The 17,364-nt window shown below is 34.1% G+C and carries 16 protein-coding genes; 11 read left to right on the top strand and 5 right to left on the bottom strand.

The window, feature by feature from the left end:
• Positions 1-61: 61 nt before the first annotated feature.
• Entirely contained in the window at positions 62-1,084 is a 1,023-nt protein-coding gene (locus CELAL_RS02005) for a glutamine synthetase beta-grasp domain-containing protein (RefSeq protein ID WP_013549243.1), read from the bottom strand.
• A 210-nt stretch (positions 1,085-1,294) separates the two neighbouring features.
• On the opposite strand from CELAL_RS02005, the gene CELAL_RS02000 reads away from it, so the two are divergent.
• From CELAL_RS02000 to pyrF, 9 genes are all read left to right on the top strand, one after another.
• The gene (locus CELAL_RS02000) at positions 1,295-3,481 is read left to right on the top strand and encodes a glutamine synthetase III family protein (RefSeq protein ID WP_013549242.1); all 2,187 of its coding nucleotides are present in this window, start codon (positions 1,295-1,297) and stop codon (positions 3,479-3,481) included.
• Positions 3,482-3,564: 83 nt separating this feature from the next.
• Positions 3,565-4,743, top strand: coding sequence for an AIR synthase related protein (locus CELAL_RS01995; protein WP_013549241.1), 1,179 nt, complete (start codon positions 3,565-3,567; stop codon positions 4,741-4,743).
• A gap of 51 nt (positions 4,744-4,794) precedes the next feature.
• Positions 4,795-5,250 carry a QcrA and Rieske domain-containing protein gene (locus tag CELAL_RS01990; protein WP_013549240.1) on the top strand — a complete coding sequence of 152 codons (456 nt, stop codon included), beginning with the start codon at positions 4,795-4,797 and terminating at the stop codon, positions 5,248-5,250.
• 60 nt (positions 5,251-5,310) lie between these two features.
• Complete coding sequence (locus tag CELAL_RS01985) at positions 5,311-5,697, top strand: thioredoxin family protein (protein WP_316928348.1); 387 nt, start codon at positions 5,311-5,313, stop codon at positions 5,695-5,697.
• Positions 5,694-6,689 (top strand): FAD:protein FMN transferase, encoded by a 996-nt coding sequence (locus tag CELAL_RS01980; RefSeq protein ID WP_013549239.1) that lies wholly within the window; start codon positions 5,694-5,696, stop codon positions 6,687-6,689. The genes CELAL_RS01985 and CELAL_RS01980 overlap by 4 nt, the downstream gene beginning before the upstream one ends.
• 10 nt (positions 6,690-6,699) lie before the next feature.
• Positions 6,700-6,909, top strand: coding sequence for a DUF4266 domain-containing protein (locus CELAL_RS01975; protein ID WP_041557427.1), 210 nt, complete (start codon positions 6,700-6,702; stop codon positions 6,907-6,909).
• 27 nt (positions 6,910-6,936) lie between these two features.
• Positions 6,937-8,208, top strand: coding sequence for a DUF3570 domain-containing protein (locus CELAL_RS01970; RefSeq protein ID WP_013549237.1), 1,272 nt, complete (start codon positions 6,937-6,939; stop codon positions 8,206-8,208).
• 139 nt (positions 8,209-8,347) lie between these two features.
• Positions 8,348-9,424: a peptide chain release factor 1 gene (gene prfA, locus CELAL_RS01965; protein WP_041557425.1), complete on the top strand. Its 1,077-nt coding sequence runs from the start codon at positions 8,348-8,350 to the stop codon at positions 9,422-9,424.
• 2 nt (positions 9,425-9,426) lie between these two features.
• Positions 9,427-10,248: an orotidine-5'-phosphate decarboxylase gene (pyrF, locus tag CELAL_RS01960; protein WP_013549235.1), complete on the top strand. Its 822-nt coding sequence runs from the start codon at positions 9,427-9,429 to the stop codon at positions 10,246-10,248.
• On the opposite strand, the gene CELAL_RS01955 is transcribed toward pyrF, so the two are convergent.
• A complete protein-coding gene (locus CELAL_RS01955; protein WP_013549234.1) occupies positions 10,249-10,440 on the bottom strand; it encodes a hypothetical protein in 192 nt (63 codons plus the stop codon).
• Between the two features lie 230 nt (positions 10,441-10,670).
• Here CELAL_RS01955 and CELAL_RS01950 point away from each other — a divergent pair, with 230 nt between their 5' ends.
• Positions 10,671-11,450, top strand: coding sequence for an alpha/beta fold hydrolase (locus CELAL_RS01950; protein WP_013549233.1), 780 nt, complete (start codon positions 10,671-10,673; stop codon positions 11,448-11,450).
• Positions 11,451-11,661: 211 nt separating this feature from the next.
• Here CELAL_RS01950 and CELAL_RS01945 read toward each other — a convergent pair whose 3' ends face one another.
• A complete protein-coding gene (locus CELAL_RS01945; RefSeq protein WP_013549232.1) occupies positions 11,662-12,366 on the bottom strand; it encodes a DUF4197 domain-containing protein in 705 nt (234 codons plus the stop codon).
• Between the two features lie 40 nt (positions 12,367-12,406).
• The gene (purU, locus tag CELAL_RS01940) at positions 12,407-13,258 is read right to left on the bottom strand and encodes a formyltetrahydrofolate deformylase (RefSeq protein ID WP_013549231.1); all 852 of its coding nucleotides are present in this window, start codon (positions 13,256-13,258) and stop codon (positions 12,407-12,409) included.
• A gap of 141 nt (positions 13,259-13,399) precedes the next feature.
• Between purU and CELAL_RS01935 the strand changes: the two genes are divergently transcribed.
• Positions 13,400-16,855: a methylmalonyl-CoA mutase family protein gene (locus CELAL_RS01935; RefSeq protein WP_013549230.1), complete on the top strand. Its 3,456-nt coding sequence runs from the start codon at positions 13,400-13,402 to the stop codon at positions 16,853-16,855.
• A 36-nt stretch (positions 16,856-16,891) separates the two neighbouring features.
• Here CELAL_RS01935 and CELAL_RS01930 read toward each other — a convergent pair whose 3' ends face one another.
• The gene (locus CELAL_RS01930; protein WP_013549229.1) at positions 16,892-17,278 is read right to left on the bottom strand and encodes a hypothetical protein; all 387 of its coding nucleotides are present in this window, start codon (positions 17,276-17,278) and stop codon (positions 16,892-16,894) included.
• Between the last annotated feature and the right edge of the window lie 86 nt (positions 17,279-17,364).

Genomic DNA, 17,364 nt, shown 5'->3' with positions numbered 1-17,364 from the left:
ATAAAAAAAGAGCTGTTAAATAATCAACAGCTCTTTTTGTGTATAAAAATAATTTTATAATTTAAATCTTAGCGGTTTTTACCGTTTTGATAATTCTAGCTGCAATTTTGTATGGATCACCATTTGAAGCAGGACGTCTATCTTCTAACCATCCTTTATATCCTTTTTGAACAGCAATTAATGGAATACGGATAGAGGCTCCTCTATCAGAAACACCCCATGAGAAATCATTGATAGATGCAGTTTCATGTAATCCAGTTAAACGTTGGTCGTTAAACTCACCATAAACAGCAATATGCTCTTTTACAAATGGTCTGAACGCTTCACATATTGTAGCATAAACTTCTTTACTGCCACAAGTTCTTAAAACCTCGTTAGAGAAGTTAGCATGCATACCAGAACCATTCCAGTCCATGTCTTTTCCTAATGGTTTTGGGTGATAATCTATATAGTAACCATATTTTTCTGTCAAACGATCTAATAGGTATCTAGAGATCCAGATTTCATCACCTGCCTTTTTAGCACCTTTAGCAAACAATTGATACTCCCATTGTCCAGAAGCAACTTCTTGATTGATACCTTCAAAGTTTAAACCAGCTTCAATACATAAATCAGCATGTTTCTCAACTAAACCTCTACCGTGCGTATTTTTACCACCAACAGAACAATAGTACATTCCTTGTGGAGCAGGGTAACCACCAATAGGGAAACCTAAAGGTAATTGAGTTTTGTTATCCATGATAAAATATTCTTGCTCAAAACCAAACCAGAAATCAGAATCTTCATCGTCTATAGTTGCTCTTCCGTTAGAAACGTGTGGTGTCCCGTCAGGATTCATAACTTCGGTCATAACTAAGTAACCATTAATTCTGTCTGGATCTGGATAAATTGCAACTGGAACTAATAAACAATCAGAAGATCCGCCTACGGCTTGTCTCGTAGATGATCCGTCAAAAGACCAATTACCAATTTCTTCAATTGTACCTTTAAAGTCTTCATGCTCTTCAACTTTTGTCTTGCTTCGCATGTTTTGTGTTGGAAAGTACCCATCTAACCAGATGTATTCTAATTTAATTTTGGCCATAATATTAACTAATTATAATTCTTTATAGATTCCAACAAAAATAAATTTTTTTAGCGTTACTTCTCGTTTTTTAGGGGGTAAATGTCAAAATATTCATTATAATTCGATGAAGGTGTATTTTTTTTGGGGTATTTTATATTTAATTTAATTTTTTGCTGATTAAATTATTAAATCGTTAATTTTGCAAGCAATGTAATCCGGGTTATAATTATGTCTAAAATAAGATTAGAGGCTATTTCTAAAAGCCAAGACCGTGAACGTATTCCTATCGAAGAAAAAGGTAGACGTTCAGAACTTTTCGGTGTGAATGTTTTTAATGAAGAGCGCATGCTTCAGTATTTAACTAAAGATGCGCTTGAAAGTGTGCAAAGTGCAATATTTTCAGGTTCTAAAATAGATCGAAAAATAGCAGATCAGGTAGCAGAATCTATGAAATCTTGGGCTATTACTATGGGTGCTACGCATTATACACATTGGTTTCAGCCTTTGACGGGTGCAACAGCAGAAAAACATGATGCTTTTTTTGATTTATTGCCTGATGGTCGTGCTTTAGAGAAATTTGGAGGCGGGCAATTAGTGCAGCAAGAACCAGATGCGTCTAGTTTTCCGAGCGGAGGAATCCGAAATACATTTGAAGCTAGGGGATATACTGCATGGGATCCTACGTCCGCAGCTTTCATTTATGGGACTACACTGTGTATTCCAACAATATTTGTATCCTATACAGGAGAGGCTTTAGATAATAAGGCTCCTTTATTAAGGGCATTGGGCGCTGTTGATGAGGCGGCAACTGCTGTGGCTAAATATTTTGATAAAAATGTATCTAAAGTAAATGCAACACTTGGCTGGGAACAGGAATATTTTTTATTGGATAAAGCTTTAGCTGTTTCTAGACCAGATATCGTAATGACGGGTAGAACCTTAATAGGACATCAGGCCGCGAAGGGGCAACAATTAGATGATCATTATTTTGGAGTGATTCCAGATCGCGTATTAAGTTTCATGAGCGATTTAGAGAAAGAGTGTACTAAACTAGGTATTCCAGTAAAAACTAGGCATAATGAGGTAGCTCCAAATCAGTTTGAGCTTGCTCCAGTTTTTGAAGAGGCTAATTTAGCAGTAGATCATAATTTACTACTAATGGATGTTATGGATAAAATTGCAGATAAACATCATTTTAAAGTTCTATTTCATGAAAAGCCATTTGCAGGCATAAACGGATCTGGAAAGCATAATAATTGGTCCTTAGCAACAGATACAGGGGTAAACTTATTAAGTCCTGGTTCTACGCCAATGAAAAACCTGCAATTCTTAACCTTCTTTATTAATACTATAAAAGCGGTAGATACCTATGAGGAATTGCTTAGAGCATCTATAGCATCTGCAAGTAATGATCATAGATTAGGAGCAAATGAAGCTCCACCAGCTATATTTTCTATTTTTGTAGGTACCCAGTTAAGCAATGTATTAGATGAGTTAGAAGGAGTTTCTCATGGAAAATTATCACCTGAAGAAAAAACGGAGCTTAAACTAAATGTTGTTGGGAAAATTCCGGAAATCTTATTAGATAATACAGATAGAAATAGAACATCCCCATTTGCTTTTACAGGGAATAAATTTGAAATGCGTGGAGTAGGAGCTAAGACCAATTGCGCTAAACCAATGACAGTATTAAATACTATTGTCGCAAAACAACTGATAGATTTTAAGAAAGAAGTAGATATTCTTATAGATAAAAAGAGTCTCAAAAAAGACGAGGCTGTTTTTAATGTTTTAAGGGAATATATAAAGACATCAAAACGTATTCGTTTTGATGGCGATGGGTATAGCGATGAATGGGAGAAAGAAGCAGAACGTAGAAAATTAAGCAATAATAAAAACACCCCCTCTGCACTTCAGGTTTTAACCTCTAAAGAGAGTTTAGATTTATTCAGGACTATGAAAGTCATGAGTGAGGTAGAAATTTCTGCTCGAAAGGAAGTGGAATTAGAGACTTATATTTTTCAGCTACAAATAGAGGGTAGAATGTATAATGAATTGGTCTATAGTTATATAATTCCTGCTGCTGTAAAGTATCAGAATGAATTGATTAAGAATGTAATGGGACTAAAAGATATTTATGGTGCTGCACATAAAAAATTAACAGACGGTCAATTATCGCTTATAGAACAAATTGCAGAACATATTGCAGATGTTAAAAAGCAATCAGATTTAATGACAGATGCGCGTAGAAGTGCTAATCGATTAAAAGACATTGATAAAAAGGCTTTTGCGTATTGTGATACGGTAAAACCGTACTTTAATAAGATTCGCTTGCATTGTGATAAGCTAGAAAGTCTAATGGATAATAATCTTTGGCCACTAACAAAGTACCGGGAATTATTATTTCAAAAATAATATCACATTTTTTTTAACTAAAAGCACTCAAATAGGGGTGCTTTTTTTTATGATTCCACTATTTTTGTCGAAAATCAACATTCATGAGTTCATCAAACAGCGAAAGGTATAATCAAAGAGGTGTTTCGGCATCAAAAGAAGATGTGCATAGTGCTATTAAAAATATAGATAAAGGATTGTTTCCAAAAGCATTCTGTAAAATTGTACCTGATTATTTAACCAATGATGATGCTTATTGTTTGGTAATGCATGCCGATGGTGCAGGAACAAAATCGTCTTTGGCATACATGTATTGGAAAGAAACTGGCGATTTATCAGTTTGGAAAGGTATTGCTCAAGATGCCTTAATTATGAATATTGATGATTTAATTTGCGTAGGAGCTACAGATAATATTATGTTATCTTCTACAATAGGTAGAAACAAGAATAAGATACCGGCAGAAGTACTTTCGGCACTTATTAATGGTACCGAAGAATTAATTTTAGATTTAAAAAAGCATGGAGTAACAATACATTCTACTGGCGGAGAAACGGCTGATGTAGGAGATTTAGTGCGCACTATTATTGTAGATTCTACAGTAACGGCAAGACTTAAAAGAAGTGATGTTATAAATAATGCTAATATAAAAGCCGGGGATGTTATCGTAGGATTAGAATCTTTTGGTCAGGCCAATTACGAAACAGAATATAATGGAGGAATGGGGAGTAATGGATTAACTTCTGCGCGCCATGATGTGTTTTCTAAATATTTAGCCGATAAGTATCCTGAAAGTTATGACGCGGAAGTGCCTGAAGATTTAGTGTATTCAGGTAAAATAAAACTAACGGATGCTGTTAAAGATGCGCCATTGGATGCAGGTAAGTTAGTATTATCGCCAACACGTACTTATGCTCCAATAGTTAAAAAAGTTTTAGAGAAATACACTAGCGAAGATATTCATGGAATGGTACACTGTAGTGGTGGGGCGCAAACTAAAATTCTTCATTTTATTGATAACCTTCATATTATAAAAGATAATCTTTTTGAAGTACCACCATTATTCAACCTAATACAAGAGCAGTCTAAAACAGATTGGAAAGAAATGTATCAGGTATTTAATTGTGGACATCGTTTAGAGTTTTATGTAAATGAAGCTATTGCTTTAGATTTAATTCAGATAGCCGATACTTTTGGTGTCCGCGGTAGAATCGTAGGTCGGGTAGAAGAAAGCGAAGAAAAGAAATTAACGATAAAGAGTCCAAAAGGAACTTTTGTATATTAATACATACGATAAGCGGTAGTTTTTCGTTGTGTCATTAAACGGAATAGTATTATGGAAAGAAAAGCTTTTTTAAAAACTCTAGGTGCTGGAGCAGCATTTGCACTTACATTCTCATGTTTACATGGTTGTTCTTCTGATAGTGGTGATAACGAGATTGAAGGAGAGGTTGTAGAAGAACCTACAGGGATAGATTTTACAATTGATTTAAATTCTGCCGAAGCAGTAAATCTAACTAGTAATGGAGGTTTTATTCTTAAAGATTTAGTGGTAATCGTAAAAAATTTAGAAGGTGAATTTGTGGCTGCAAGTCAAATATGTAGTCATGAAGGTTATGATCAAGTTCGTTTTGCATCACCAGATAATGTAGGGATTTTTTATTGTGATGTTCATGGTTCTAGATTTGCGCAAGATGGTACCCCTCTAAATAGTACATCAGAAGGTAGGCCTTTAAAAATTTATAGTACAGAAGTTTTAGCAGATGATATGTTGCGTATTTTTGAAGCGTAATATTTTTGATTATGAAAAAGCTGTTTTTTCTAAGTATATTTTTGTGTGTGATGGTTGTTAATGCACAAAACTGGCAAAAAAACATTTGCTGACGCACAAACACTTTCAAAAAAAACAAATCGACCTATAGTTCTAGTATTCGCTGGTTCAGATTGGTGTGCTCCGTGTATTAAATTAGACCGTGATATCTGGCAGTCAGAAGAGTTTAAGAAATATGCAGAAGAAAATTATGTATTGTATAAAGCAGATTTTCCGCGGCGTACAGCTAATAAACTTTCTGAAGGAATAGAAAATCGGCATAAATTATTAGCGGATAAATACAACTCTAAAGGATATTTTCCGCTTGTGGTGATTTTAAATGTAGAAGGAGATAAATTAGGTGAAACTGGATATAAAAAAGTGACGCCAAATGAGTATATTTCGGTCTTAAACGAATTTTTAGAGTGAAAAACTTCCCCCTTTATTTGCTGATATTCTTTACGGTATTGGTAAATAGTCAAGAAAAAAAGTATGTAACCTTGGTAGAGACCATGAGGCTTATGGGGTCTCGGTTTGATATTACTATTGTTGCAGAAGCAGAGAGTGCTGCTAAGAAAAATATAGCGGAGGTGGTTGCGGAAATCAGTAGAATAGAAAAGATAATATCTTCTTGGGATGAAAATTCTGAAACCTCAGAGATTAATAGAAATGCAGGAATAAAACCTGTAAAAATTTGCCCAGAATTATTTGGTTTAATTGAGCGGGCAATTAAAGTTTCTGAAATTACAGACGGTGCATTTGATATTTCATACGCTTCCATGGATCAAGTTTGGAAATTTGATGGTACGATGAAGTATCCGCCAACACCAGAACAAATTACAACATCTATTGCTAGGGTAGGTTATGAAAATATAATATTAGACCAACAGAATTCTACAGTCTTTTTAAAAAAGGAAGGTATGAGAATTGGTTTTGGTGCGCTAGGTAAAGGATATGCTGCAGAGAAGGCAAAAGCACTAATGATTTCAAAAAAAGTGTTTGCGGGTGTAATTAATGCCTCAGGAGATTTAACCACTTGGGGTAGGCAAGCTACAGGAGAAAAATGGATTGTAGGGATAAGTAATCCTTTAGAGAAGGAGAACGTATTTTCGTGGATGCCTTTAGATGAGTCTTCTATAGCAACTTCAGGAAACTATGAAAAATATGTAGTTATTGACGGGGAGAAATATTCTCATATCATAGATCCAAGAACAGGATACCCATCTAAAGGCATTAATAGTGTTTCTGTACTTTCTAAAAGCGCAGAATTGTGTGACGCTTTGGCTACTGCAGTTTTTATTATGGGGATAGATACAGGTATTTCCTTCATCAATCAATTAAAAGGTACGGAGGTTATTATTGTAGATTCTGAAAATAAAATTCATAAAAGTAATGGAATTAAGTTTGATAATAATCCGTAATTTTAAGACTATGCGAAAAGGTATTTTATTAGTTGTAGTAACTATTTGCGCTACATCTTGTGTTGTTGTTAAAGAATATGATAAAGTTTATTTAAATGATGAAGAAATGGCTTTGTCAGCAAAAAGTATGGATCAATTCGAGACTAATTTCCAAATTTATCGTGAAGCGGCAGCAGGTGCCAATGGGGGTAAATCTGGTGGTGGTTGTGGTTGTAATTAAAGGAAGCATTTAAATTTGAAAAGCATAATGCAAAAAATAGCATTCATTATTTTATTTTTTATCGGTTTAGCACTTCATACGCAGGAAACTGCTTATAAAAAGCGTGTTCTAGAAACAACAGAAGTAGATGCCTTATTTAGTTATTACAATCAAGATGGTTCAAATGCCGCAGTTTCAGGAGGAGATGGGTCAGAAGAGTTAACAGATGTAACATCAACAATAGTTGTTCGGTTGCCTATGAATGATGATGATGTATTAACAGTAGATGTTGGTATTTCTGCATATTCATCAGCATCTTCTAGTAATATAAATCCGTTAGACGGTAGTGTAAATGAACGTGTAAGTCCTTATATAGCTTCATCAGGAGCCTCACAATCAGATGTTTTGGTACATGTGAATCCTACTTATCAACATAGTTCAGATGATAGAAATAAAGTATGGACAGCAAACGCATATTTATCTTCAGAGTATGATTATTCTTCTATTGGTTTTGGAGGAGGGTATGCACAATTGTTTAACGAAAAAAATACTGAAATAACGGCGAGTGCAAAGGTTTATTTTGATACCTGGAAACCGCAATATCCCATAGAACTGCGAGATGGTTTTTTTGATGATCGGGTAATTGGGAATGGTACTTATGCTCCTAATTTCACAGCATTTGAGTCAGAAAACAGAAATTCATACTCCTTGTCTTTAGGGGTTTCACAAATTTTAAGCAAGCGAGTACAGGGCTCAGTTTTTCTAGATTTGGTAGCGCAAGATGGGTTGTTAAGTACACCATTTCAAAGGGTATATTTTTCAGATGTAGACGATTTTTTTATTCAAGATTTTCAACTAGCAGATGATGTAGAACGATTGCCTAATACGCGTTTTAAAATTCCTATAGGAGGGCGTTTAAATTACTTTATTAATGATTATTTGATTTTAAGAAGTTATTATCGCTTTTATTCTGATGATTGGGGGATAAAATCTCATACGGCAAGTTTAGAATTGCCTATTAAAATAAGTAGTTTGTTTACGGTGTATCCAACATACCGGTATTATACACAGACCGCTGCAGATTATTTTTACGCAAAAGAAGAGGCTACTTCAGGCTTAGATTATTATACGTCAGATTATGATTTGTCAAAATTTAATGCGCACCAATACGGATTCGGAATTCGGTATAAAGATATTTTTACCGACGCCAAATTGTTAAGTTTTGGGCTTAAAACAATAGATTTACGTTTTAGTAATTACGACCGTAGTGATGGTTTAAGTTCTTATATTTTTACCTTTGGGACTACTTTTGTAAGATAATTATGTTTTTTTTCCTTCATCAATAATTTAAAAACGACATTTATTTAAGAAAGTTTTTTTAAATTGACGATATCGAATAATTAAGATATGTTTAAATGTGCAAATTTATTGTAATTTCGCACAAAATGTTAGCACGGTCATGTTAGATAAGTTAAATATAGTAAAACAACGTTTTGATGAGGTTTCAGATTTGATTATTCAACCTGATGTAATTTCTGATCAAAAACGATATGTTGAGTTAAATAAGGAGTACAAAGACCTTAAAAGTTTAGTTGATAAACGAGATTTATATATAGAATTCACTAATAATGTAGAAGAAGCTCAAGAAATTATTTCTGACGGAAGTGATGCAGAAATGGTAGAAATGGCTAAAATGCAACTAGAGGAAGCTAAAGTTGGATTGCCTAAATTAGAAGAAGAGATAAAAGTTCTTTTAATACCAAAGGATCCTGAGGATTCTAAAAACGTTGTGGTTGAGGTTAGAGCCGGTACAGGCGGTGATGAAGCCAGTATTTTTGCTGGAGATTTATTCAGAATGTATACCAAATACTGTGAATCTAAAGGTTGGAAAACTAACGTTATAGATTTAAGTGAAGGTACTAGTGGTGGTTACAAGGAAATTCAATTTGAAGTAACTGGTGACAATGTGTATGGTACCTTAAAATTTGAAGCAGGAGTGCACCGTGTACAGCGTGTTCCTCAAACAGAAACGCAAGGTCGTGTACATACCAGTGCTGCTACAGTGATGGTTTTACCGGAAGCGGAAGACTTTGATGTTCAAATTGAGCCAAAAGATGTTCGTATAGATTTTTTCTGTTCATCAGGACCAGGAGGGCAATCGGTGAATACTACCTATTCTGCAGTACGTTTAACGCATATTCCATCCGGATTGGTAGCGCAGTGTCAAGATCAGAAATCACAACATAAAAACAAGGAAAAAGCCTTTAAAGTACTTCGTTCTCGTTTATATGACCAAGAATTAGCTAAGAAACAAGAGGAAGATGCGGCAAAACGTAATTCTCAAGTAAGTAGTGGTGACCGTTCTGCGAAAATTAGAACATACAACTACTCTCAAGGTAGAGTTACAGATCATAGAATAGGACTTACTTTATATGATTTGCAAAATATTATGAATGGTGATATTCAAAGAATTATTGACGAATTAAGTCTTGTTGAAAATACGGAGAAACTAAAAGAAGCTTCAGAAATTTTTTAGAAATGACCACAGAACATTTAGTAGCGCAAATCCATAAAAAGCAATCGTTTTTATGTGTCGGCTTAGACGTAGACTTAGCCAAGATACCAGAACATTTACTAAAAGAAGAAGACCCGATTTTTGCTTTTAATAAAGCAATTATCGATGCGACTCATGAATTCTGTGTTGCTTATAAGCCTAATACAGCGTTCTATGAAGCTTATGGTATTAGGGGGTGGAAAGCTTTAGAGAAAACAATAAAATACTTGAATGATAAGTATCCTGAAATTTTCACCATAGCAGATGCGAAAAGAGGAGATATAGGTAATACGTCAACAATGTATGCGAAGGCATTTTTAGACGATTTAGGCTTTGATTCTGTTACTGTAGCTCCTTATATGGGAAAAGATTCCGTAGAGCCTTTTCTAGCATTCAAAGATAAACATACCATTTTATTAGCATTAACTTCTAATGAAGGTGCTTTTGATTTTCAAACAAAAGAAATAGAAGGTAAAGAGCTTTATAAGCATGTGTTGCAGACTTCTAAAACGTACAAAAATTCAGAAAATCTAATGTATGTTGTTGGGGCAACTAAAGCCAAGTACTTAGGGGATATAAGACAAATTATTCCGGATAGTTTTTTGCTAGTTCCTGGTGTAGGAGCTCAGGGAGGAAGCTTATCTGAAGTTTGTGCTTATGGAATGACTAACAATGTTGGATTGTTAGTAAACTCTTCTAGGGGTATTCTATATGCTTCAAATGAGGAAGATTTTGCACAATCTTCAAGAGAGCAAGCAAAAGACCTGCAAAAACAAATGAAAATAGAATTAGAGAAAAAATTCTAATTAAAATTCATTTAATAATTTCTCTAGCTTTTGAGCTTTAGATGCAAAGAAATCACCCAATTTGGTATTTGCATATTGAATATTATTAGCTTTTTCTATAAAATTTTGATACAGAAATTCTAATGCTGTAATAGAATATTCTTCTTTATTTAATGCTTTAACTGTTCCTACTTTACAGTATTGATTATTCATAGTGTTTCTCGTTATTTTAAGTATAACAAATATACGTTGAAAAGCAGGTTATGGACGTTTGCTATTCGTTATATGTACCTAAAAATCAGTTGTTTTGTATAGTGTTTTTACTTTTGCTCGTAAATGATTATAGAAAGTATTGATCATTTTAAATAAACTCCGTTTTTAGTCGTTATACTGATAATTCTTTCTATTAAAAAAATTAAGTACATTTACAAAAAAAGAACCGATTGCTAAGTTATACCAAACACAAACATAAAACTTCTACAAAATGGGTGACTTTTGTTCATGGAGCAGGAGGGAGTTCAACAATTTGGTTTAAGCAAGTTCGTGAATTTAGAAAACATTTTAATGTTTTACTTCTAGACTTAAGAGGGCACGGAAATTCAAAAGTGCATTTAAAAGATGCTTTTAGTGATAAGTATACTTTTGATTTTATTACCGATGATATTTTACATGTTATAGACCATGAGAAAATAGAGAAATCTCATTTTGTGGGTATCTCATTGGGTACTATTTTAATTAGAAATTTAGCAGAGAAGTATCCCAATCGTGTAGAGAGCATGATTATGGGAGGAGCAATTATGAAATTGAATTTAAGATCACAAGTGTTAATACGTTTGGGTGTTATCTTTAAATCCGTAGTACCCTATTTGTGGTTGTATAAGTTTTTTGCATTTATTATCATGCCCAATAAGAACCATAAAGAGTCCCGATCACTATTTGTAAGGGAAGCAAAGAAATTGTACCAAAAAGAGTTTATACGTTGGTTTAAGCTTACCTCAGAGATTACTCCGCTACTGCGCTTTTTTAGAATGGTAGATATTAAAATACCTACGTTGTACGTTATGGGTAGAGAGGATTATCTGTTTTTACCTTCCATAGAAAAAATAGTAGCATCGCATGCTAACTCAGAATTATTTATAGTTGAAAAATGCGGTCATGTTGTTAATGTAGAGCAACCACTAGTGTTTAATGAAACCGTTATTTCTTATTTGTCTAAAATTTAGGCATAAAAAAACCGGTGCTCCCACCGGTTTTAGACTAACTAACTCAAAAAATTACTAAACTCAAATATTATTCTTCAAAAGTAATATCATTTTTATATACTAAGGTTAATCTAACCTTAGCTAATTGTTATCAATGTTGCTTATAACAAAATAACGCACATTCTTTTGAGTTATTATATTTCGTAACCTATTTATTTTAAAATAGTTACATTTAATCTTGTAGGGCAAATACTTTTTGCAATAATGCCGTGGTTCTTGAAGAAGCTTTCGTTCTTATTTCTTGTTCTTCAACAGCAATCATCGTATAAACTCCTTTTAAAGCTTCCTCGGTTACATAATCTGTTAAATCAGGATTTACCTGGGTTACAAAAGGAATGTTGTTATATCTGGTGATAAGGTTACTCCATACTTGATCTGCACCTACTTTTGAAAATGAATTTTTTATAACCGGACTAAACGAAGCGTAAAGTTGTGTTTCAGTAGTTGATTTTAAATAATTAGTGGCAGCATCATCAGTACCTAATAAAATTTGCTTAGCATCACTAAAGGTAATTCCCTTAACAGCGTTAACAAATATTGGGGTAGCTTCCTTCACAGCGTCTTCCGCTGCACGATTCAAAACTTTAAGACCTTCATCGGCTAAACTGCTTAAACCCATTTTACGGAGTGTATTATCTACTTTTTGTAAATCTTCAGGTAAAACAATTTTTACAAGATCATTCTTAAAGAAACCATCCTCTTGCGTAAGTTTTTGTACTTGTTTTTCAATACCTAGATCTAATGCTTCTCGTAAACCGCTTGCAATTTGGTCATTGCCAATCGTTCCACTTTGTGGAAGTTGGTTTACAACTTGTTGTAATTCGTGACAGCTAAATAATAAAAAAACTGCGCTTAATGTAAAAATTTTATATTTCATGGGTAATGTTTTTACAAATTTATAGTTTAAAAAATTGATGCTATGAAAAAATGATGGTTTTGTTGTTATAAACCATCGTCTTGCGTTGAATATGGAGTTTTACAGCTCTAGAAAGAACTATTTTTTCAAGGTCACGCCCTTTGGCTATAAGGTCATCAATAGAATTTGTATGAGAGACCGTAGTGGTATCCTGCGCAATAATTGGTCCAGCATCTAATTCTTCTGTAACATAATGACCTGTAGCGCCTATTATTTTTACACCTCTTTTAAAAGCGGCATGGTAGGGCTTGGCACCAGCAAAGGCAGGTAAAAAAGAATGATGTATGTTAATTATTTTATTGGGGTAATGATCAATAATCTTACTAGTTACAATTTGCATATATCTAGCAAGAACAATAAAATCTATCTTATATTTTTCTAAGAGTTCTAATTGTTTGTTCTCAGCTTCAGCCTTTGTAGCTTTTGTTACAGGAATATGATAGAAAGGAATATCAAATTGCTTGGCTACAAATTCTAAATCATTGTGGTTACTTATAATAAAGGGAATGTCAACGGCTAATTCTCCTGAATTAAATCGACTTAACAAATCATATAGACAATGGTTGTATTTAGATACAAACAATCCCATTCTAGGTTTGGTCTCATCGGTATGAATACTCCACTTTATTTTAAATTTTGCGGTTAATTGCTCTTCAAATTTAGATTTAAAATGGTGCACACTAAGCTTAGTATCCAAAAATTCGCTTTCAATACGCATGAATAATTCGCCAGAAGCTTTATCAACATGTTGGTCTAAGTAAATAATATTTCCTCCTTGAGCATGAACGAAACCAGTAACGGTACAAATAATTCCAGATTGATCTGGGCAATGTATTAAAATTGTTGTTTTCACGAGACTTAATTAAGAGGTAAAATTATGATATTGAAAAGAATAGGCTGTATTAAATAGTCATTTTTACAATATTGTAAATTTTATTAAATAATCTTTGCGTTTTTCGTAAATTGCATGCTGTAAAAACACCTTTTATTATCAATGGAGCAAATTATACCTTATAAACCGAAGAATAAAATACGAATAGTTACCGCAGCATCTCTCTTTGATGGGCATGATTCCGCAATTAACATAATGCGAAGAATTATTCAGTCTACAGGAGTAGAGGTTATTCATTTAGGACATGACCGTAGTGTTCAGGAAATGGTAGATTGTGCAATTCAGGAAGATGTAAACGCAATTGCATTAACCTCTTATCAAGGCGGGCATAATGAATATTTCCGGTACATGTACGATTTACTCAAAGAACGGGGAGCAGAACATATAAAAATCTTTGGTGGTGGTGGAGGAGTAATTCTTCCAGACGAGATAAAGGAATTAATGGCGTATGGTATTGCTCGTATTTATGCTCCAGATGATGGGCGTACCATGGGCTTGCAAGGAATGATTAATGATTTGGTTGAGCGAAGTGATTTTCCAGTTCCAGATTTAAAAAAACAAAAGAATGTTTCCGTTACAGAAGCGTTAAAGGCTAAAGATATTAATACCATATCTAGGTTAATTTCTTTAGCAGAAAACAGACCGGATGAATTTAAGAAACATTTTTCTGATGTAAAAATACCGGATACTGTTCCTGTTTTAGGAATTACAGGAACCGGTGGTTCTGGTAAATCTAGTTTGGTAGATGAATTGGTGCGTAGATTTTTAGCAGATTTTCCAGAGAAAAGAATCGGATTAATTTCTGTAGATCCTTCTAAGCGAAAAACAGGAGGTGCTTTATTAGGCGACCGTATCCGTATGAATGCTATAAATAATGAGCGCGTTTATATGCGTTCATTAGCAACAAGGCAATCTAATTTGGCATTGTCAAAATATGTAGAGGAGGCAGTTCAGGTGCTAAAAGCAGCCGAATTTGATTTAATAGTGCTAGAAACCTCAGGAATAGGGCAATCCGATACCGAAATTATTCAACATTCAGATGTTTCGTTATATGTAATGACGCCAGAGTTTGGAGCTGCAACACAGTTGGAGAAGATAGATATGCTTGATTTTGCAGATGTTGTATCTATAAATAAATTTGATAAAAGAGGCTCTTTAGATGCTTTGCGTGATGTGAAAAAACAATACATGCGCAATCATAACCTGTGGGATATGGATCAAAATGATTTGCCAATTTTTGGTACTATGGCGAGTCAGTTTAACGATCCCGGGACCAATAGGTTGTATCGTACGTTAATGGATAAATTGGTAGAAAAAGCGAAGGCTGATTTAAAATCGACTTTTGAATTTTATACAGATGACAAAGAGCATGCCTTCGTAATTCCTCCGTCTCGCATAAGATACCTCTCTGAAATAGCGGAGAATAATAGAAGTTATGATGATAAAGGAATTGAACAAATACACGTTGCACAGCGCCTTTATGGTGTTTTTCAAGCTATTTTGTCCATTCTGAATATAAAATCATCGGTATCTGAGCAGACATACCTTTCAAAAAATGGATTGGATGAAGCTGCTATTACAGCGATAAGCATATCAGAAGAGCATAAAGCATTTCTAAACCTATTGCTCAAAGAATTTGATCGGGTAAAGTTAGATTTAGACCCGTACCATTGGGAAGCTATTGTAAACTGGGAGGAAAAAGTACAGAAATATAAAGATCCTATTTATACATTTAAAGTTCGCGATAAAGAATTAAAATTAGAAACACATACAAGTTCTCTTTCGCAGACTCAAATCCCGAAAGTAGCACTCCCAAAATATAAAGCATGGGGCGATTTGCTGCGTTGGATGATTCAGGAAAACGTACCAGGAGAATTTCCATATACCGCGGGTTTGTATCCCTTTAAGCGTACTGGAGAAGATCCTACAAGAATGTTTGCGGGCGAAGGTGGACCAGAGCGTACCAATCGTCGTTTTCACTATGTAAGTTTAGGCTTGCCGGCAAAACGACTTTCTACCGCGTTTGATTCGGTAACCTTATACGGTAACGATCCAGATATTAGACCAGATATTTATGGTAAAATTGGTAATGCAGGGGTTTCTGTATGTTGTTTAGACGATGCTAAAAAACTGTATTCAGGTTTTGACTTGTCTAATGCAATGACTTCGGTTAGTATGACTATTAATGGCCCAGCTCCCATGTTATTAGGTTTCTTTTTAAACGCAGCAATAGATCAGAATTGCGAGAAATACATAATAGAACATGGTTTAGAAAAAGAAGTTACTGTTAAAATAGCAGCACTTTATAAAGGAAGGGAAGAGAAAAAACCTAAATATAACGGCGCTTTGCCAGAAGGTAATAATGGGTTAGGTTTAATGCTTCTTGGGGTTACTGGCGACCAAGTGTTGCCATTGGAGGTGTACCATAGTATTAAGATTAAAACCTTGCATGAAGTTAGGGGTACTGTACAAGCTGATATTTTAAAAGAAGATCAAGCACAAAATACTTGTATTTTTTCAACTGAATTTGCATTGCGTCTAATGGGAGATGTGCAAGAGTATTTTATTCAGCAGCAAGTTCGTAATTTTTATTCAGTTTCTATTTCAGGATACCATATTGCAGAAGCTGGGGCTAACCCAATTACGCAATTAGCATTTACCTTATCTAACGGGTTTACTTATGTAGAGTATTATTTAAGTAGAGGAATGGATATTAATGCTTTCGGACCTAATTTATCATTCTTTTTTTCAAATGGTATTGATCCAGAATATGCCGTTATTGGGCGTGTAGCGCGTAAAATATGGGCAAAAGCATTAAAACATAAATACGGAGCAGGGCCAAGAGCTCAAATGTTGAAGTATCATATACAGACTTCTGGTCGTAGTTTGCATGCACAAGAAATAGATTTTAATGATATCCGTACAACGTTGCAAGCGTTATATGCAATTTATGACAATTGTAATTCATTGCATACCAATGCGTATGATGAGGCAATTACTACGCCTACAGAAGAGTCTGTTCGTAGAGCAATGGCAATTCAGTTAATTATCAATAAGGAATTAGGTTTAGCTAAAAATGAGAATCCGCTTCAAGGCTCTTTTATTATTGAAGAATTAACAGATTTAGTAGAAGAAGCCGTATTAATAGAATTTGATAGAATTACAGAACGAGGAGGGGTCTTAGGCGCCATGGAAACGATGTATCAACGTTCAAAAATACAGGAAGAAAGTTTGTATTATGAGACATTAAAGCACAATGGTAAATTTCCTATTATTGGAGTTAATACTTTTTTAAGTTCAAAAGGATCGCCAACAGTGCTGCCCGCAGAAGTAATTCGGGCAACAGATGAAGAGAAAAAAGCGCAGATTGTGACTTTAGAGCATCTTAAAGAAATGAATGAAGAAGCCTCTAAACTGGCGTTGAGTGAAATACAACAAGCAGCTATGAATAATGAAAATATATTCGAGAAGTTAATGGAGATTTCTAAAGTAAGTTCTTTGGGGCAGATTACTAATGCACTATTTAAAGTAGGAGGGCAGTACCGAAGAAATATGTAAGAGATAAATTGAGGCTAGGAATAAAAAAAACGCTCTTTATAAAGAGCGTTTCCATATTCTGTAAGTTTTTCTAAAAATTTTTAATTCTTCGCGTAAAAGATTTAAATATTCTTTTTCTTTTAAACCATCCATTTCTAAACCTCTACAATAGGATAGAATGTTTTTACTGATGATGTTAATATGATGTATTGTTGATATTCTAATTAGGTAGGAATCAGAACGTTCTGCTAATTCAATTTTTTGAGGAATTAAAATAGTGTCTGTTAGTAAAGAATCTGCAATGATATCTCTGTGGCTTTGAGATTTATACAAATGCAGCAAATCTTTATTGTAGGTGATATAAGATACAATTTCTCTGCTTATAGAGCATAAGTCTAAGGCTTTTCTATAAACGGGTAATGTATTCAAATTTCGATTTGGCATCTTTAGCAATTTTCTATAAAATTACGGCTAGATTATAAAATTTATCTTATTTTTATAAAGCAAATATTAAGTTTTGCTTTTGAATA

The organism is Cellulophaga algicola DSM 14237, from assembly GCF_000186265.1.
GTDB classification, from domain to species: Bacteria; Bacteroidota; Bacteroidia; order Flavobacteriales; family Flavobacteriaceae; genus Cellulophaga; species Cellulophaga algicola.
This window is presented reverse-complemented; position numbering and strand designations above follow the sequence as displayed.